The organism is Lentzea roselyniae, assembly GCF_039537795.1.
Taxonomy (GTDB): Bacteria; Actinomycetota; Actinomycetes; order Mycobacteriales; family Pseudonocardiaceae; genus Lentzea; species Lentzea atacamensis.
In genome coordinates this window covers 294,586-311,813 of the sequence record NZ_BAABBE010000006.1, presented here as the reverse complement: position 1 = coordinate 311,813, position 17,228 = coordinate 294,586, and the positions used below count along the sequence as shown (strand labels likewise).

Annotated in this window: 18 protein-coding genes; 6 read left to right on the top strand and 12 right to left on the bottom strand. The window is 69.6% G+C overall.

The window, feature by feature from the left end; all coding sequences use genetic code 11:
* Positions 1-75: 75 nt before the first annotated feature.
* Both ABFX45_RS13565 and menD read right to left on the bottom strand, forming a co-directional pair.
* Entirely contained in the window at positions 76-1,578 is a 1,503-nt protein-coding gene (locus ABFX45_RS13565; protein WP_346130045.1) for a M1 family metallopeptidase, read from the bottom strand.
* Positions 1,579-1,633: 55 nt separating this feature from the next.
* On the bottom strand, positions 1,634-3,205 hold the full coding sequence (gene menD / locus ABFX45_RS13560) for a 2-succinyl-5-enolpyruvyl-6-hydroxy-3-cyclohexene-1-carboxylic-acid synthase (RefSeq protein WP_346130043.1): 1,572 nt from the start codon (positions 3,203-3,205) through the stop codon (positions 1,634-1,636).
* A gap of 19 nt (positions 3,206-3,224) precedes the next feature.
* Here menD and ABFX45_RS13555 point away from each other — a divergent pair, with 19 nt between their 5' ends.
* The 4 genes from ABFX45_RS13555 (at position 3,225) to ABFX45_RS13540 (ending at position 7,240) form a co-directional block, all read left to right on the top strand.
* Entirely contained in the window at positions 3,225-4,127 is a 903-nt protein-coding gene (locus tag ABFX45_RS13555) for a 1,4-dihydroxy-2-naphthoyl-CoA synthase (protein ID WP_428834142.1), read from the top strand.
* Positions 4,127-5,158 carry an o-succinylbenzoate--CoA ligase gene (gene menE / locus ABFX45_RS13550; RefSeq protein WP_346130041.1) on the top strand — a complete coding sequence of 344 codons (1,032 nt, stop codon included), beginning with the start codon at positions 4,127-4,129 and terminating at the stop codon, positions 5,156-5,158. The genes ABFX45_RS13555 and menE overlap by 1 nt, the downstream gene beginning before the upstream one ends.
* Positions 5,159-5,235: 77 nt before the next feature.
* On the top strand, positions 5,236-6,321 hold the full coding sequence (locus tag ABFX45_RS13545; RefSeq protein WP_346130039.1) for a hypothetical protein: 1,086 nt from the start codon (positions 5,236-5,238) through the stop codon (positions 6,319-6,321).
* A gap of 46 nt (positions 6,322-6,367) precedes the next feature.
* The gene (locus ABFX45_RS13540) at positions 6,368-7,240 is read left to right on the top strand and encodes a 1,4-dihydroxy-2-naphthoate polyprenyltransferase (RefSeq protein WP_109628970.1); all 873 of its coding nucleotides are present in this window, start codon (positions 6,368-6,370) and stop codon (positions 7,238-7,240) included.
* Between the two features lie 3 nt (positions 7,241-7,243).
* Here ABFX45_RS13540 and ABFX45_RS13535 read toward each other — a convergent pair whose 3' ends face one another.
* From ABFX45_RS13535 to ABFX45_RS13495, 9 genes are read right to left on the bottom strand one after another with little or no spacing between them, the layout of a single operon-like run.
* Positions 7,244-7,645 (bottom strand): hypothetical protein, encoded by a 402-nt coding sequence (locus ABFX45_RS13535; protein WP_346130036.1) that lies wholly within the window; start codon positions 7,643-7,645, stop codon positions 7,244-7,246.
* Positions 7,645-8,094 (bottom strand): hypothetical protein, encoded by a 450-nt coding sequence (locus tag ABFX45_RS13530; RefSeq protein WP_109628972.1) that lies wholly within the window; start codon positions 8,092-8,094, stop codon positions 7,645-7,647. Before ABFX45_RS13530 ends, ABFX45_RS13535 begins: the two co-directional genes overlap by 1 nt.
* A complete protein-coding gene (locus ABFX45_RS13525) occupies positions 8,091-9,065 on the bottom strand; it encodes a hypothetical protein (protein WP_109628974.1) in 975 nt (324 codons plus the stop codon). Before ABFX45_RS13525 ends, ABFX45_RS13530 begins: the two co-directional genes overlap by 4 nt.
* Positions 9,062-9,481, bottom strand: a complete 420-nt coding sequence (locus ABFX45_RS13520) for a hypothetical protein (protein WP_109628977.1) — start codon at positions 9,479-9,481, stop codon at positions 9,062-9,064. Before ABFX45_RS13520 ends, ABFX45_RS13525 begins: the two co-directional genes overlap by 4 nt.
* Complete coding sequence (locus ABFX45_RS13515; protein WP_346130033.1) at positions 9,481-12,864, bottom strand: phage tail family protein; 3,384 nt, start codon at positions 12,862-12,864, stop codon at positions 9,481-9,483. The genes ABFX45_RS13520 and ABFX45_RS13515 overlap by 1 nt, the downstream gene beginning before the upstream one ends.
* On the bottom strand, positions 12,861-13,166 hold the full coding sequence (locus ABFX45_RS13510; protein ID WP_109628981.1) for a hypothetical protein: 306 nt from the start codon (positions 13,164-13,166) through the stop codon (positions 12,861-12,863). Before ABFX45_RS13510 ends, ABFX45_RS13515 begins: the two co-directional genes overlap by 4 nt.
* Positions 13,167-13,221: 55 nt before the next feature.
* Complete coding sequence (gene cds1 / locus ABFX45_RS13505; protein WP_109628983.1) at positions 13,222-14,310, bottom strand: L-cysteine desulfhydrase Cds1; 1,089 nt, start codon at positions 14,308-14,310, stop codon at positions 13,222-13,224.
* Between the two features lie 26 nt (positions 14,311-14,336).
* Positions 14,337-14,606, bottom strand: coding sequence for a DUF4229 domain-containing protein (locus ABFX45_RS13500; protein WP_233439085.1), 270 nt, complete (start codon positions 14,604-14,606; stop codon positions 14,337-14,339).
* Positions 14,607-14,610: 4 nt separating this feature from the next.
* The gene (locus ABFX45_RS13495) at positions 14,611-15,075 is read right to left on the bottom strand and encodes an Lrp/AsnC family transcriptional regulator (protein ID WP_109628987.1); all 465 of its coding nucleotides are present in this window, start codon (positions 15,073-15,075) and stop codon (positions 14,611-14,613) included.
* A 301-nt stretch (positions 15,076-15,376) separates the two neighbouring features.
* Between ABFX45_RS13495 and ABFX45_RS13490 the strand changes: the two genes are divergently transcribed.
* Entirely contained in the window at positions 15,377-15,583 is a 207-nt protein-coding gene (locus ABFX45_RS13490; RefSeq protein ID WP_030473853.1) for a BldC family transcriptional regulator, read from the top strand.
* Positions 15,584-15,640: 57 nt separating this feature from the next.
* A complete protein-coding gene (locus ABFX45_RS13485; protein ID WP_086667950.1) occupies positions 15,641-15,808 on the top strand; it encodes a hypothetical protein in 168 nt (55 codons plus the stop codon).
* A gap of 56 nt (positions 15,809-15,864) precedes the next feature.
* Here the strand turns inward: ABFX45_RS13485 and ABFX45_RS13480 are convergent, their stop codons facing one another.
* Positions 15,865-17,187, bottom strand: a complete 1,323-nt coding sequence (locus ABFX45_RS13480) for a MinD/ParA family ATP-binding protein (protein ID WP_428834140.1) — start codon at positions 17,185-17,187, stop codon at positions 15,865-15,867.
* Positions 17,188-17,228: the final 41 nt, after the last annotated feature.

Below are 17,228 nucleotides of genomic sequence, written 5' to 3'. Positions count from 1 at the left end.
CTCCCCCCGAGCTGACGCAGGGGTCCCCCTGAGCTGGGAACCCCTGCGTCACAACGTACTCAGCCGGTCTGACACTCAGTGCTTGTGCGCGCCCAGCAGCTCGTGCGTCAGCTGGATCTTGGCGCGCGACTTCGGCTCCGCCTTCACCGACAGCGACTTGGCCGCGTCCGCAGGACGGCCAGGCGCCTCCGCCGGCTTGCCCTTGGTGAAGAGCCACGTCTGGAACAGCTGGTCGAGCTGCTGCCCCGACACCCGCTCGGCGAGCGCGATGAACTCCTCGATCGTGGCGTCGCCGTAGCGCTTCTCGGCCAGCCACGTCTTCAGGATCTCGAAGAACTTCTCGTCGCCGACGGCCACGCGCAGCGCGTGCACGGCGAGCGCGCCGCGGTCGTAGACGGCGCCGTGGAAGACGTTCGAGGGGCCGGGGTCGCCGGGCAGGACCTGCCAGAACTCGTCGTCGGCCGGGTACGAGTCGTAGATGAAGTCGGCGTTCTCCTGAGCCGTGCCCTCACCGACGTGCTCGGACCACAGGAACTCGGCGTAGGAGGCGAAGCCCTCGTTCAGCCAGATGTCGCGCCAGTGGTGCACGGACACCGAGTCGCCGAACCACTGGTGCGCGACCTCGTGCGCCACGACGTAGGTGTTGGCGCCGCGACGGAAGAACGCGTCGTCGTAGGTCGAGCGGGTCTGGTTCTCGAGTGCGTAGCCGAGGTCCGGCGTGACGACGCCGCCCTGCGCCTCGAACGGGTACGGGCCGAAGTTCTCCACCAGGAACTCGGTGACCTCGGGCGTGCGCTCGATGCTCGACTTGGCGGCGTCGGTGTGCTCGCCGAGGCGCTCGGAGTAGGCGTTCACGACCGGCTGGCCGTTGGGCGCCGCGTACAGACGGATCTCGAACTGGCCGATCGCCAGGAACGTCAGGTAGGTCGCCTGCGGCTTGGTGCTGCGCCAGTTCCAGCGGGTCCAGCCGTTGATCTGGCGGGTCTGGCCGACGAACGTCCCGTTCGAGATCGCCTCGACGCCGTTCGGGACGGCGACGTTCACGTCGAAGGTCGCCTTGTCCGTGGGGTGGTCGTTGGACGGGTACCACCAGGAGGAGATCTCCGGCTCACCGATGGCGAGGGCGCCGTCGGGAGTCTTCGTCCACGGCGTGATGCCGTTGCGGTCCTTCACGGCGGACGGCGTGTCGGCGTACGTGACGACGATGGTCAGGTCCTGGCCCTTGCGCACGCCTCCGCGCGGGGTGAGGGTCAGCTCGCCGTCGTCGGACACGAAGGAGGCCGGCGCGTTGTTCACCCGGACCGACTTCACCTTGAGCAGGAAGTCCAGGTTGAACTGCGTCAGGTCCTGGGTGGCCCTGGCGAGGATCGTCGTGGTGCCGGACAGCTGGTCGCCGTTCGGGTTGTAGTTGAGCCTGATGTCGTAGTGGGAGACGTCGTATCCGCCGTTGCCGTACTCCGGGAAGTACGGGTCACCGGCGCCGGGTGCACCGGGGGACGCGGCTAGCGCCGTCCCCGCGAAGAGCGTCATCGCAGCCGCGGACGCGACCGCGGTCGTCGCCTTGGATCTGATCGACATGCGCGGGACGCTATCCACACATTTGACGTTTGAGCCACCGACTTACGTATGTTTCCTACCTGGCGAAAATGGTTGACACAGTCGACTTGAGACTCTGGTGCAACGTCCTCAGCCCGTGTCGTTTTGCCTGCACTTCCACCACTCGGAGGCCCTCCGGGCGCGCAAGTGCGCTACGGAACTCCTCCTGGCCGTCCATTGTGGAGTGAGGAATTCGGTAGCCCGCGCACAAAGCGGCCAGATCCGTGCCGTGCGGAGTGCCGAAGATTCTTTCAAAACTACCGCCGTACTCGGGCGCACCTTGTTCCAGCAACGAAAAGATCCCGCCACCGTCGTCGTTGAGCACGACGATCGTGAGATCCGGCCGGTGGTCGGCGAGCAGGCCGTTGATGTCGTGCAGGAAAGTCAGGTCTCCCATCAGCGCGTATGAAGGACCCTGATGGGTCACGGCGAGACCGACGGCCGTGGACACGCTGCCGTCGATGCCCGCGGCACCGCGGTTGGCGTGCACGGTGATGTCCGGACGGCGCTCGCCCACGTGGTCGACGTCGCGGATCGGGTTGGACGAGCCGACGAACAGCAGCGAGCCCGATGGCATCGCCTGCGTGAGGTCGCGAGCGACGTGCAGGCCGGTCGGCCACGGCTCGGCATCGAGCAGCTCGTCGACGGCGTCGCTGACGTTCTTCACCGTGCTCTGCCACGCCTGAGCCCACTCGCCGTCGAGCTCGGCCGGTTCGGGCAGCCAGGTCGACGCCCGGCTGGCGGTGAACTGCACGTCCGGCCACTTCGCCTGGTCGCCGACGGCGTGCACGATCTTCGTCTGCCGCAGCAGTGCCTGCTGGCCCCGCGACAGGGTGACCCGGCCGACGACGAGCACCGCGTCCGGCTGGAGGTGCGCGGGCAGACCGGCGTTGAGCAGCAGCGATCCGTGGCGCAGGCCACCGGGCGCGGTCGGCTCGGCGATCACCGGCCAGCCGAGCTCTGACGCTCCGCGCAGCCGGTCCGGGTGGTCGTCGCCGAGCAGCACGAGCGTGCGGGGCGGGAGGTCCGACGGCCTGGTCTCGACGGTGAACGTGCGGTCCGTGGCGGTCCACGGAGTGCGGTCGGACGAGGGCCAGGAGGAGTCGTCCGGGGTGAGCGGCGGCCGGAACGGCACGTTCACGTGCGTCGGGCCGGGAGTCGCGATCGCGCGGCAGATCAACGAGCGCGTGGTCGGCTCGTCGGCGGCCTCCGGCAGGTGCAGGGTGGGGAGGCCGAGGACGTCGTACTGGTTGATCGTCTGGCTCGCGCCGGTGCGGTACAGATCGACCGGGCGGTCCGCGGTCAGTGCGATCAACGGCACGCCGGTCAGCTGCGCCTCGATCACGGCGGGGTGCAGGTTCGCCACGGCCGTGCCACTCGTACAGGTGACGACGGCGGGCGTGCCCGTCTTGGCCAGGCCGAGCGCGAGGAAGCCCGCGCTGCGCTCGTCGATCCGCACGTGCAGCGTGAGCAGGCCTTTCTGCTCGGCCTGATGCAGTGCGAACGACAGCGGGGCGTTGCGCGAACCGGGACACAGCACGGCGTGGCGCACGCCGTTGCCGACCAGTTCGTCGACGATCACCCTCGCCTGCGCCGTGGACGGATTCATGCGCCTAGAGTCTCAGACCGTGGCAGATCAGGAGCTCTTCGACCCGTCGCTGTGGAAGTCCGTCGAGGGCTTCGACTTCACCGACATCACGTACCACCGCGCCATCGACCAGGGCACGGTCCGCATCGCGTTCAACCGCCCCGAGGTGCGCAACGCGTTCCGGCCGCACACCGTGGACGAGCTGTACCAGGCGCTCGACCACGCGCGGATGTCGTCCGACGTCGGCTGCGTGCTGCTGACCGGCAACGGACCGTCCCCGCGCGACGGCGGCTGGGCGTTCTGCAGTGGCGGTGACCAGCGGATTCGCGGGCGCAGTGGTTACCAGTACGCCTCCGGTGAGACGGCCGACACGGTGGATCCGGCACGGGCGGGGCGGCTGCACATCCTGGAGTGCCAGCGACTGATCAGGTTCATGCCGAAGGTCGTCATCGCGGTCGTGCCCGGCTGGGCCGCGGGTGGTGGCCACAGCCTGCACGTGGTGTGCGATCTCACGCTCGCGAGCGAGGAGCACGCGAAGTTCAAGCAGACCGACGCGGACGTCGGCTCGTTCGACGGCGGCTACGGCTCGGCGTACCTGGCGCGGCAGGTCGGCCAGAAGTTCGCCCGCGAGATCTTCTTCCTCGGCCGCACGTACTCCGCCGAGGAGATGCACAGGATGGGCGCGGTCAACGCCGTCGTGCCGCACGCGGAGCTGGAGACCACGGCGCTGCAGTGGGCCCGCGAGATCAACGGGAAGTCGCCCACCGCCCAGCGGATGCTCAAGTACGCGTTCAACCTGATCGATGACGGACTGGTGGGACAGCAGCTGTTCGCCGGTGAGACGACCCGGCTCGCGTACATGACCGACGAGGCCGTCGAGGGCCGGGACGCGTTCCTGGAGAAGCGCGACCCCGACTGGTCGAACTACCCGCACTACTTCTGATGATCGACGAGCTGCGCGCGGCGCTCGCCGGCGGAGAGCCACTGGTCGACGGCCCGCTCGACGGCTGGGAGAAGCGGGCCGTGCTCGGCGTGCCCACCTCCGGATCGACGGGCGAGCCGAAGACCGTGCTGCTCGACGCCGACGCGCTGACCACGTCGGCGCAGGCCACCCACGAGCGGCTCGGCGGGCCCGGCACGTGGCTGCTGGCGTTGCCCACCAGCCACATCGCCGGGATCCAGGTGCTGGTGCGGTCGATCGTCGCCGGCACCACGCCCGGCGTGCTCGACATGTCGAAGGGCTTCCGCGCCATGGGGTTCGCGCAGGCCGCCCAGCCGGTACTCGCCCAGCCGGGACGTCACTACACCGCGCTGGTTCCGACGCAGCTCTCCCGGCTCGTCGTGGGCGAGGGGCCGGGGCTCTGGGCGCTGCGGCAGTTCGACGCCGTGCTGATCGGCGGGGCCGCCACCCCGCCGAAGCTGCTGCAGCAGGCGCGCGCGCTCGGCGTGCAGGTCGTCACCACGTACGGCATGAGCGAGACGGCCGGTGGGTGTGTGTACGACGGTGAGCCGCTGCGGGACGTCCGGCTGCGCACCGATGACGTGATCGAGATCAGCGGACCCGTGCTGGCACTGGGCTACCGCGGCAGCGCGGAACCGTTCGGCGAGTGGTTCCGCACGGGTGATCTCGGCCGGCTGCGCGACGGGCGGCTGGAGGTGCTGGGCCGCGCTGACGACGTGATCGTCACGGGTGGCGAGAAGGTGCCGCCGGTGCTGGTGGAACGGGCTCTGGCGACCGTTGAGGGCGTGCTGGAGGCGTGTGTCGTCGGCGTGCCGGACGACGAGTGGGGTCAGGTCGTGGCAGCGGCAGTCGTCGTGCGCGGCGACGAGCCTTCTCTCGAAGACCTGAGGGCGGCGGTTCTGGACGCCGTGGGCCGGGCGGCGGTCCCGAAGCTCGTGCGGTTCCTGTCCGAGCTGCCGTTGCGCGGACCGGGCAAGGTCGACCGAACGGCAGTCGCCGACTCTTTTAGGTGAACCTTTACCGCTGAGGACAACTCTCCCCGCGAAGCGTGCGGACCCAAGCCGCGCGCGTTAGCGATGGGGGTTTCTTCATGCGCTACCTGTTACCGCTGGTCGCCGGAGCCGCGTTGACGGTCGGACTGGCGTCCCCTGCCCAGGCAGCCTCCAACGAGTGGACCGCCGACGTGAGCGGCCACGCCGTCACGTGGGGCGGCTCCCCGCGCACGGGTCTGATCGAGCTCGGCTCGCACAGACTCGCTCAGCCCGCGAACGCGGTCACGGCGGCGGTGACCGGCGATGGTGTCGTGGACGTGCGCGGTCTGCGTCCGGACGGTCAGTGGACCGAGTGGCTGGAGGCGCCGGCCACGTTGCCGGTGACCACGTCCACCATCCAGACGCGCGTTGTTCTCAGCAGTGGCAAGGCATCGCGAGTCAAGCTGATGGCTTCACGGGTGGCCGCTACGGAAGATGTTTCCGTTGCTGCCGCTGGACGTTCGTACCGCGTCTACGCGACGCGCGAGGGCCTCGTCGGCGGCACCACGGCGAACGGCCACACGATCCGTTCGCGCGACCACTTCGTCGCGCTGCCGTCGCGGCGTGGCTTGGCGCCCAACAACTCCGGCAGCTACAGCGTGCAGGTGTGCGCGTCGAACGGCCGTTGCGAGTGGGCGCCGGTGTGGGACGTCGGCCCGTGGAACACCAAGGACGACTACTGGAACCCGTCCAGCACGCGGGAGATGTGGAAGGACCTGCCGCAGGGCAAGCCCGAGGCGCAGGCCGCGTATCAGGACAACTACAACGGCGGTAAGGACCAGTTCGGGCGTGAGGTCGCCAACCCCGCTGGCATCGACCTCGCCGACGGCACGTTCTGGGACGGACTGAAGCTGACCACGAACTCGTGGGTGACCGTGACGTACCTGTGGACCGGCTCCGGTCCTGTCGGGACGGTCCGCACGTCGGCGGCGAACGGCACGGTGAACGTACGCAGTGGCGCGAACTCCTCCACCTCGCAGGTCGGGCTGGCCGCGAACTACGCCCAGGTCAGGGTCACCTGCCAGCTGACGGGCGAGTCGGTGACGGGTACGCAGGGCACCTCGAACATCTGGTACCGCATCGCGTCCGGCAAGCACATCGCCAAGGCCTATGTGGCCGGTGTGTCCGGCGCGACTAGCTGCTGATACACCCGTTTGCTGGTCCTCAGTAGCCATGGCGGAGGATGGAGGCATGGCCTCAGTCGTCCAGTGGATCCAGGGGACCCGCCCGCGCACCCTGCCGAACTCGATCGCTCCGGTGATCGTGGGCGCGGCTGCGGCGCACCACATCGACGAGTTCAAACCGCTCCACACGGTGCTGGCGCTCGTGGTGTCGGTCGCGCTGCAGATCGGCGTGAACTACGCCAACGACTACTCCGACGGCATCCGCGGCACCGACGACAACCGGGTGGGACCGTTCCGGCTCACCGGTTCCGGTGCCGCGGAGCCCGCGAAGGTCCGGCTGGCGGCGTTCATCTCGCTCGGCGTCGGCGCGCTGGCAGGAATCGCGCTCGTGGTGCTGTCCGGGTACTGGTGGATGCTCGGGCTCGGCGCCGCGTGCATCGCCGGGGCGTGGTTCTACACCGGCGGCAAGCGTCCGTACGGTTACGCGGGGCTCGGCGAGATCGCGGTGTTCCTGTTCTTCGGGCCGGCCGCGGTGCTGGGCACGCTGTACGTGCAGACCGGGGAGATCACCGGGATCGGCATCGGCGCGTCCATCGCGATGGGGTCGATCTCGGCCGCCGTGCTGGTGGCGAACAACCTGCGGGACATCCCGACGGATGCGGTGTCGGGCAAGCGAACCCTGGCCGTCGTGCTGGGCGACAAGGACACCCGCAGGCTGTACCTCGCGCTGGTGGCGGTGCCGTTCCTGATCGCGCTCGGGATGACCGTGCGGGTGCCTTACGCGTTGCTCGGGTTCCTCGCGGCGCCGGTGCTGCTGCCCGCCGTGCGCCGGGTGGCGTCCGGGCGCGGTGGCCGTGACCTGATCCCGGTGCTGCAGTTCACCGGGTTCGCGATGCTGGCCTGGGCGGTGCTGATCAGCGCGGGGTTGTTCCTCGACTGACGTTCACCAGGCGTCCTCGGTGAACTGGGTCGGCTCGTCGTCGTCGGTGCGCGCGGGCCTGCGCGGAGGCGGAGGAGGTGCCGTCTCTCCCCTGATCAACTCGTTGAGCGTCGCGCGGTCGGCTTCGAGTGCCTGGCGCACAAGGGGATCGTGCGACGCCTCGCCGGTGAGGACCTGACGCCAGCTGAGTCCCGCACCGCGGGCGATGCGGTCGGCCAGCTGGCGCATCGCCGGTGACGCGTCGCTCGACTTGGCGAACTGCATCACCCTGCGAACGTCCTCAGCGGACGGCTCCCTGCCCTTGAGGTTCTGCTCGGCGGACCGCATGGCACGGTCCGCCTCGGCGACGGCGCTCGTCAGGAAGTCCTCCGCCGCGTGGATGTCCGGTGTCCGCCAGGCCGTCATCACCACTTGTCCTCCGCGAAGATGTCGGGGTCGTTCTCGTCGCCGTCGTCACCCCGGCCTCTGCGCGGACCCTGCGCGTTCATGATCTCCTCGACGGTCGTGCCCTCCTGCAGCATCTGGAACGCCTGCTTCATCTTCTTGACGTTCTCCTGCTGCATGGCCTGCACGTCGGGGTCCTGCGCCGCCTTGCCGGAGACGACGTCCTCCCACGTGAACTCGCCCGCGTCCACCTTGCGCTTCAAGGCCTTCAGCTGCTCGGGCGCGTCCTTCTCCTGCGCGGCCCGCTCGACCTGCTGCGCGATCGCCTTGAAGTCGACCGGCGGAATCGGCGGCAGCGGCGTGTCCCTGAGCCGGTTGGCGAGGTCCTGCGCCTCCTTGAAGCGCGCGTCGACCTGGGCCTCCGCCGCGCGCAGCTCAGGCGTCTTCCAGCTGTCGTTCGGCGTGGTCATCCGTTCTCCCTCGCGAAAAGCCCCCGCTGGATCGGCCTGATCTCGTCGCGGACGTCGGTCAGCTCGCCGCGCGCCGCGAGGGTGCGCCACTGCCGGAAGTCTACTTCGGACAGACCGAGCTCCTGTGCCGTTTGGTAGTTCTCGCCGAGGAAGTGCAGTACGGCGTTGTCACCCATGATGCCGAGGATCTCGAACTCGGCACCGCGGAACGTGCAGAGCTTGCGCAGCAGGCCGAGATCCTCGACCACCGCGTCCGGAACCTCCAGGACCCCGTTGGTGAAGTCCGGCGGCGCCGGCTGGCCGGCCAGCGGGTGCAGCAGCACGGAGCCGGGCGCGGGACCGAAGTCGACGTCGAAGTCCTGGCCGCGATACCGGCCGCAGAGTCCACGCCGGACGGTCGGCCGCAGCGGAACAGGTGCCTGCCAGTACCTCCCCGGCCCGAAGCCGACGTCACCCGTGGGGATCCAGCCGGTCTGCCGGTTGAGGTACTTGCCGACGCTGCGCGCCTCGCCGTCCGGCTCGAACCGCCACAGCTCGGTGCCCGCCGGGAGCTCGGTGAGCTCCATGACGTACTCGGGGATCGGCTGCGCGCTCGGCGTGTAGCCGGTGCCGGTGAAGGGCAGCGGGTAGACGCGGGTCGTGCCCATCTTCTGCGCGCCTTCGAGCGTCGGGCCGCCGAAGCTCGTGTCGAAGATCTCCGTGGTGTGGGCCAGGAACCGCAGCAGGTACTGCGTGCCCTTCGGCCAGTCCGCCACCTTGTCGACGCCGAACGCCTCCGCGAACTGGTCGGAGGTGCCCTGCGGGAAGTCCTGCCCGCGCGTCACGAACCCGGCGGCGCGGTGCGGCTCGAACTTGCCCGGCACGACGACGTTGCCCAGGTAGAGCTGCGCGATCGCGGGGTGCACGATCTTCTGCAGGATGGTCTCCGGCCCGATGCCGGCCGCCTTGCGCACGGCCTGTGGGGTGCTCATCCCGGGTTCTTCTCCTTCCACCGCGCCAGGTAGTCGGTGCGGTCGACCTGCACGTCCGCCAGCTCGCCGACGTCGAGCGTGGCCCGGTAGCCGTTGTACTGGTCGCCTTCCAGACCGTTCTGCGCGGCCCAGACGTACTCGCCGCCCGCGTACCCGGCCTCGGCCTTGCCGTTCTCCACCGAGATGACGTTGAACGGCTGCCCGCGCCAGGTCGCCGTCATCTTCTCGACGTACCAGGCGTCGAGGTCTTCGACGGCGACCGTCTTGAGCTCACGGCCGTTGTAGTTCTGGAAGCCCTCGTCGTTGACGTAGGCCACCCCGGGCAGCTTGCGGATCCAGACGTGCCGGTCCCCTTCACCGCCCGCGTAGAACACCTCGCCGCGGTACTCGGCCATCTCCTGCGAGTACTTGGTCATCAGAGCTTCGTCCAGCCGAACTTGCGGTCGTACACGGCGTGCAGTCTCTCAGTGCCGTCCTCGTTCACCTGCCAGATCTCGGCACGATCCGGCAACGGCGTGCCGCCGTCGACCCGCCACTCCGGCACACCACCCATCGTGGAGCCGGTGCCGGTGAACGGGTCGTAGCCGTCGTACACCTTGGTCGAGCCGCCCGCTGCCGCCATCTGCTTCTGGCTCGCCTCGTAGTGGGCCTGCTCCTGCGGCGACTGGTACTCACTCTCCTGCCGCGGCCCGAACGTGTTGAAGTCGGGCACGTCCTTCTTCGGCCCGCCGAACGGGATGTTGTGGTTGCCGACGTTCTGGTCGGTGATCTGGTACCGCAACTGCATCGCGGACTGGGCGTTCTCGGGGATCGGCGTCCAGCCCCTGCCCTTGTCGTCCAGCGCCAGCCCGTCGCGCAGCCCCGCGGGGGTGTTGATGGGGGCGACGTCCTGCCCCCTGGCGATCGAACCGCCCATCTGGTTCTGCCAGTCAGCCTGCCTGGAGCCCGGCGCGTGCGGCTGGTCGGGCAGGTAGGTGCTGAGCGCACCCTGGTTGAGCGCCTTGGTGACGATGTCGCCGGTGTCGACCTTGATCTGGTTGCGGACGTCGGCCACGTGCTGCGCTTCGTCCGCGCTGAGCTCGGTGGAGAGCTTCTGGCTCAGCTCGACGTACCGGTCGCGGTCGGCCTGGTTGGGCAGGATCTGCTCCAGCTGGTGCTGGTAGCCCTGACCTTGCGCGGTCATCGCGGCGGCGTCGAAGTGGCCCTTGAGGTCGGGGCCGGTCGGGGCGGGGGTGCTGCCGTTGTCCTGCTGGGTGTCGTGGCCGGTGGACGCGTCGTCGGTGGGCTTGGGGTCGGGGTCCTGGCCGGTCGGGGTGTTGTCGTGGTCGGGCTGGGGGTCGTGCGGCCTGACATCCTCGGCACCGCTCGCGTCGGTGTCGTTCGGCTTGGCGTCGTCGGGCTTGGCGTCGTCGGGCTTGGCGTCGTCGGGCTTGGTGTCGTCGGGCTTGGTGTCGTCGGGCTTGGTGTCGTCGGGCTTGGTGTCGGTGTCGTGCGGCTTGCCGTCGCCAGGCGTGGCGTCCGCGTCGTGCGACTTCGCGTCGGTGTCGTGAGGCTTCGCGTCGGAGTCGTGAGGCTTCGCGTCGGAGTCGGGTCGGCTGTCCGCGTCGTGCGGCTTGGTGCCGGAGTCCTGTGGAGTCGTGTCGTGCGGCTTGGTGCCGGCCGGCGCGTCGTGCGGCTTGGTGTCCGTCGAGCCGTTGGGCGTCGTGTCGTGCGGACGAGCGCCGCCGTCGTGAGGCGTCGTGCCGGACGGGGTCGAGGGCGTGCCGCTGGGCGACGAGTGGTCCGTGCTGGGGCTCGGGTGTCCGGGAGGCGAGGGCAGATCACCACCAGTGCTGGGAGACGGGTGCCCCGGAGGCGAGGGCAGGCCACCGCCAGAACTCGGCGTCGGGTGCCCCGGAGGCGACGGCAGGCCGCCACCAGAACTCGGGGACGGGTGCCCCGGAGGCGACGGCAGATCACCACCAGTGCTGGGAGACGGGTGCCCCGGAGGCGAGGGCAGGCCACCGCCAGAACTCGGCGTCGGGTGCCCCGGAGGCGACGGCAGGCCGCCACCAGAACTCGGGGACGGGTGCCCCGGAGGCGACGGCAAGCCGCCACCACTGGGGGTCGAGTGTCCGGGCGGGGACGGAAGGCCGCCGCCCGTACCTGCGGGAGCCGGGGCCGTTGCCGTGCCAGAGGCGGCGCTGGGAGGCGTGGGCAGGCCGCCGCCGGAACCCGGAGTCGGATGCGAGCCGGGGGTCGGGTGCGAGCCGGACGTACCCGGAGCCGGGTGCGATCCCGGCGAGCCCGGAGTCGGGTGCGTGGGAGAGCCCGGAGTGGCGTGTGTGGGAGAGCCCGTGCCCGACGGCGGCGTGGGCAGGCCCGCACCACCTGGCCGGGAGCTGCCCGCGCCGGGTCCACCTGCGCCGGAGCCGGTGTTCGAGTGGCCGGGCGGGGTGGGCAGACCCGAGCCGGGGCTTGCGTGGCCAGGAGGCGACGGGAGGCCGCCGGCCGGAGGCTTTGCCTGGCCTGGCGAGCCTGCGGGAGTCGTGGGCCAGGCCGAGCCCGCGGACGAGCCCGGCCGTGAGCCGGAGCTGCGCGTGGAATCGCCGCCGCCCGCCATCGGAGCTGCGCCCATGGGCATCGCGCCGCCCATCGGGGTCTGGTGGTGCGACGGCGGTGCGGCTGCCGGGGCCGCGCCGGCCGTGTGCGTGGTGTCGGGGCGCGGGACGGGAGCCCCTGGGCCACCGGGACCTCCGCTCGGTACGCCGCTGTGACCACCTACGGGCGCACCGCCGGGACCGCCGCCGGAACCCGCACCCAGCGTCGGCGGGGCGGACACCGTGGGGCCCGCAGCCGTCGCGGCGTGCGTGACGGGTGTGTCCGGGCCGCCCTGCAACGTCGGGGGAGCGGAGACCGGGGCACCGCCGGGAGCGACGGAGGTGACGGCAGCCGGTTTGGTGCCGTCGGCGGCACCGGGCGGGGTGTAGACCTCGCGGACTTTGGAGCCGATGTCCTGGCCGCGGTCGGCGATCTCGGTGGCGGATTCCTTGATGGACGTCATGTCGTCGCGGATGTCGTTGACCGCGTTGCGGACGTCTCGGCCCGCCTCGGCCACCTCCTGGGTGGCGTTCATGGCCTCGGCGAGGGAGTCGGCGTCCTTCAGCTTGCCGATGGCCGAGAAGACGCGGCCCACGGCGTCGAACAGGGCCTTCACGTCCGTGATGAGCTTCTTGACCGTGTCGATGATGTCCATCACGCGCCGGTAGATCTGGTACGCGTTCCAGACCATCTCGGCGGCCTTGATCCAGCCGGCCACCGGGAGCCAGACGGTGGCGGCGGCCTCGAGCAGCTTGTTGACGAGGTAGTCGAGCAGGCGCGCGGCCTGCTTGCCCAGGGCCTCGGCGCCGGAAGCGACGGTGTCGAAGCCCTTCGCGATGAGCTGGGTGACGCCCATCTCGGCGAACAGGGCGGCCTTCCAGCCCAGGGCGATGTACCGCTCGTGGGCACGGGCGGCGTCGCCGTCCCAGTGCTCGCGCACCTTGCCCACCGCATCGGTGAGGTTGTACGAGACGTCGTTCATCGCGTTGCCGACCATGCGCCACGCGTCGCCGTCGGCACGGATCTTCGACCAGTCACCGGTGATCGGCGTGATGATCGTGGCGACCAGGCTTTCGCCGGTCACCGCCTCGAACACCCAGTTGACCGCCTGCACGCCCCAGCCCTGGTCGGCCAGGACGTCGTTCAGGGAGGCCGTGTCGACCTCCGGCTGCTTCAGGGACGCGGAGACCGGGCGCGGATCCCGGTACGCGGTCGTCACTTCAGGATCCCGTTGAAGATCGCCAGCTGGGCGCGCTCGACGGTCTCGTAGACCTGAGCGGTCGAGTCCATCGCGCACGCCGTCCCCTCAAGCTTCGACTTGCCGAAGTCGAGCGTCTCGTCGAACAGCGCGCGCACGATGTCCACGCCCGGCTGCAGCAACGTCAGCAGGCCGGTGAAGCCCGCCTTGTCGCACGCCGTGGTGTGGACGTACTTGCGGATCGTCTCGAACTCCTGCGCCTCGGTGCGCAGATACTCGGCGTACGCGCGCAGCTCGGCGGCGTCGGTGAACAGCGACGACACAGGTCCCCCCTGCAGGACTCAAGTGCTCAGGTCACGCTGTGACGCACGACTCTCGTCACCAGTTCCCCGTGCGGTGGAAGTTGTTCAGCCGTTCCAGGCACGGGTCGAGATCCATGCCTTGTGCGGATACCCATGAGTCGTCGTAGTAGGTGTTCGCGTAACGCTCGCCGCCGTCGCACAGCAAGGTCACCACGCTCCCGCGCGTGCGCGACTGCCTCATCTCGGCGACGATCTGGAACGCTCCCCAGAGATTCGTCCCGGTCGAACCGCCGACCCGCCGTCCGAGCAGGTTCTCCACGTACCGGATGGTCGCCACGGACGCCGCGTCCGGCACCTTGATCATGCGGTCGATCACCTGACCGACGAACGACGGCTCCACCCGCGGCCGCCCGATTCCCTCGATCCGCGAGCCGCGCGTGCCCACCAGCTCCGGCGTGCTGTCCCGCCACGCGTCGAAGAACACCGAGAACTCGGGATCCACCACGGCCAGACGCGTGGTCAGCTTCTGGTAGTGGATGTACCGGCCGATCGTCGCCGACGTGCCGCCCGTGCCGGCGCCCACGACAACCCAGTCGGGTTCCGGCGAGGGCTCCAGCTTCATCTGGTCGAAGATCGACTCGGCGATGTTGTTGTTGCCGCGCCAGTCCGTCGCGCGCTCGGCGTGCGTGAACTGGTCCATGAAGTGGCCGCCGAGCTCACTCGCCAGCCGCCGCGACTCGTCGTAGATCGCCGACGGCTCGTCGACGAAATGGCACCTGCCGCCCTGCCGCTCGATCAACGCGACCTTCTCGGCCGAGGTCGAGCGGGGCATCACCGCGATGAACGGCAGTCCCAGCAGCCGCGCGAAGTACGCCTCGGAGACCGCGGTGGACCCCGACGACGCCTCGATCACGGGCGTGCCACCGGTGATCCAGCCGTTGCAGATCGCGTAGAGGAACAGCGACCGCGCCAGCCGGTGCTTCAACGAGCCCGTGGGGTGCGTCGACTCGTCCTTCAGGTAGAGGTCGATGCCCCAGTCGAGCGGCAGGGGATAGCGCAGCAGGTGCGTGTCCGCACTGCGGTTCGCGTCCGCCTCGATGATCCCGACGGCCTCGCACACCCAGTGCCTGGTCCTGCTGCAACAACGGTCAACGGAGGTACTCACAGCGGCACGATAACCGCGCAGAGGTCCTATGCCTGGGTGAGAGGACCTTCGTCACCACGCAGCTCGGCGCGCAGCTTGTCCCGCTCCGCCTGACGTACCGCCTGGCGCTCGTTCAGACCGACAGCCACGCGCTGCCGCAGGCCCTTGAAGATGAACAACGAGGCAGGCAGCGCCACCACCACGCCGACGGCCAGCGCGGGAAGCAGTGGAACGTTGAACAGCATGAGCGCGCCCGTCACCACCGCGACGAGACCGAGCCGGGCGAGGACGTAGAGCGTCACATCTCGAGCGAGCACCCGTTCAGGTTACGTCGCTCTCCTCGTCACCGGTGTTCGGCCGCCCCTCGAAGCGCGTGGACAGCACCACGGTCGTGCGCGTACGGGCAACACCGGGGATGCGCCGCAGCCGCCCGAGAGAGCGCTCCAGGTCGTCCACCGTGGCCACGCGGACCTTCACGATGAACGACTCGTCGCCCGCCACCCGGTAGCAGGACTCGACCTCGACGAGCTCGCTCAGCGCGTCCGCGACCTCGTTGTCGTCCGCGATGTCGGTGGGGTGGATGCCGATCAACGCGGTCACGCCCAGGCCGACCGCGCTGGGGTCGACGACCGCGTGATACCCGACGATGACGCCGCTGGACTCGAGCTTGCCGACCCGTTCGTGCACGGCGGAGGCGGACAGGCCGACCTGCCTGCCGAGATCGGCGTACGTGGCCCGGCCGTTGGCACGCAGCGCGGCGATGATCTGGCGATCAAGAGCATCCACCCGCGACACCCTATGCCCTGCCCGCACGCGGGACCTTCTGTGCCGTTCGCGAGTTCGCGTCGGTCGTCCGGTCGCCCCTTCGTCGCGGATTCGGCGAAGCCCAATCTGCGGCGAAGCGGTGGCCGGACGACCGACTTCCTGGCGAACTCGCCGTCGTCTGCGGAGCAGCGGCCACGGGCGCAGCACATGTCCGGTTCGCCCCGGTCGTCCCTTACTACCTCTTTACCAAAAAACAAGCGTTCGAGTACCCGAAGGGTGAGATGCCACGATCAGACCTGAACGTCTGATCTGAGGAGGACGCGTGACTGCAGCCACTGAGCGCCTGTTGACGCCCGGGGAAGTCGCCAATCTGTTCCGGGTCGACCCGAAGACCGTGACCCGATGGGCCACCGCAGGTCGCATCGGCTCGATTCGCACGCCTGGAGGACACCGCAGGTTCCGTGAGACCGAGGTGAAGGCTCTGCTGTCGGAGCTCACGACCGAGGCGACTGAACCCGTTCGGCACTGAAACCGTAGTAATCCCTGTGCCGCGGGTAATCTCGTGGCAAAGGGAGGTGGCGACCAGATGATCTACCTGCTGGCGGTGATCGGTGCGCTCACCGTGGCTGTGCTCGTGTGGCGAGCGTTCGCCCCACAGCATTCGGAGTACACCCCGGGCCGCAAGGTGATCGCGCCTGACGACGACCCGGAGTTCCTGCGCAAGCTCGACGAGCAGCGCAAACGCGACGAGTGAACGGAAAAGGGGCCCCAACTCGCGGGGCCCCTTTCGCCGAGTGAGAACTTGCCCGGTCAGGTGTTGGGGAAGTCGCCGGCCACCACGGCCCCGAGTTCCAGCAACGCGAGCCGGGTCTCCGGCGCGAGCCGGTCCAGCGCGATCTCCGCGCCCTCTTCGAGGTGCTCGTCGAACGGCAGGCGAACCACGGCGCGGCACCGCTGCTGGAAGTGCGCGGCGAGCTTGTCGAGGTCGACCTTGCCCGACTTCGGGCGCACCGAGTTGATCACGCACACGGACTTCGCGACCAGGTCGCCGTAGCCGTGCGCCTCCAGCCAGTCGAGCGTCGCCGCCGACGTCTGCGCGCCGTCGACCGAGCCGGACGACACCAGCACCAGCTGGTCGGCCTCGTCCAGCACGCCCTTCATCGCGGAGTGCATCAGGCCGGTGCCGCAGTCGGTGAGCACGATGTTGTAGAAGTGCTCGAGCAACGCCACCGTGCGCCGGTAGTCGTCCTCGCTGAACGCCTCCGACACCGCGGGGTCCTGCTCGGACGCCAGCACCTCGAGGCGCGCGGGCGACTGTGAGGTGTAGGCGCGGACGTCGCTGTACCGAGTGATCCGCGACGCGTCGCGCAGCAGGTGCCGCACTGTCGCCGTGGTCTCCCGCGGGATCTTCAACGCCAGCGTGCCGCGGTCGGGGTTCGCGTCGACCGCGATCACGCGGTCACCGCGCAGCGACGAGAACGTCGAGCCCAGCGTGGTCGTCGTGGTGGTCTTGCCGACGCCGCCCTTGAGCGACAGCATCGCGATCTTGTAGCACCCGCGCAGCGGCTGGTTGATCCGCGCGATCAGCTCACGGCGCCGGATGTCGGCAGGGCTCTCCCCGAGGTTGAGCACGCCACCGGTCACCGCGTGCAGCGACTTGCGCCAGCCGGACGCCGGCGGGCGCTTCTCCTTCTTGAGCAGCTGCTGCGACGAGACTTCCTGCGCCTGCGAGCGGTAAGGCTGCTGCGGGAAGTTGTTCGGGTACTGCGCCCCGGCGAACTGGCCGTACTGGGCCGTGTTGTGGGGTCCGGACTGCCCGGGACCGACCTGATAAGCACCCGATTGGCCGCCGCCCACCTGGTACGGACCGGAGCCGTCCACGGCGTACGCGCCGGACTGCGAACCGGGCACCTGGTAGGGACCAGAGGCGTTGCCGGGCACCTGATAGGGGCCGGACGCGTTGCCGGGGACCTGGTACGGGTCCGCCGCTTGGGGGCCGCCGAGGTTGTACGGACCCGATTGACCGCCGCTGACGTGCTGCGGACCGGACTGCTGCGGGTCGAGGTAGGCCGTCTGCGAGTCGACGTACTGCGGGCTTGTGCCCTGTTCCTCACCCGGTGGTTGCCAGTTCACCGCTGTGGCCCTCCCTGAGCAAGGAGGATCGAGACCTCCCC

What these genes read in the sequence shown, in the direction of transcription:
- ABFX45_RS13565 (WP_346130045.1), bottom strand. Translation starts at nt 1,578, where the DNA reads ATGTCGATCAGATCCAAGGCGACGACCGCGGTCGCGTCCGCGGCTGCG.
- menD (WP_346130043.1), bottom strand. Translation starts at nt 3,205, where the DNA reads ATGAATCCGTCCACGGCGCAGGCGAGGGTGATCGTCGACGAACTGGTC.
- menE (WP_346130041.1), top strand. Translation starts at nt 4,127, where the DNA reads ATGATCGACGAGCTGCGCGCGGCGCTCGCCGGCGGAGAGCCACTGGTC.
- ABFX45_RS13545 (WP_346130039.1), top strand. Translation starts at nt 5,236, where the DNA reads ATGCGCTACCTGTTACCGCTGGTCGCCGGAGCCGCGTTGACGGTCGGA.
- ABFX45_RS13540 (WP_109628970.1), top strand. Translation starts at nt 6,368, where the DNA reads ATGGCCTCAGTCGTCCAGTGGATCCAGGGGACCCGCCCGCGCACCCTG.
- ABFX45_RS13535 (WP_346130036.1), bottom strand. Translation starts at nt 7,645, where the DNA reads ATGACGGCCTGGCGGACACCGGACATCCACGCGGCGGAGGACTTCCTG.
- ABFX45_RS13530 (WP_109628972.1), bottom strand. Translation starts at nt 8,094, where the DNA reads ATGACCACGCCGAACGACAGCTGGAAGACGCCTGAGCTGCGCGCGGCG.
- ABFX45_RS13525 (WP_109628974.1), bottom strand. Translation starts at nt 9,065, where the DNA reads ATGAGCACCCCACAGGCCGTGCGCAAGGCGGCCGGCATCGGGCCGGAG.
- ABFX45_RS13520 (WP_109628977.1), bottom strand. Translation starts at nt 9,481, where the DNA reads ATGACCAAGTACTCGCAGGAGATGGCCGAGTACCGCGGCGAGGTGTTC.
- ABFX45_RS13485 (WP_086667950.1), top strand. Translation starts at nt 15,641, where the DNA reads ATGATCTACCTGCTGGCGGTGATCGGTGCGCTCACCGTGGCTGTGCTC.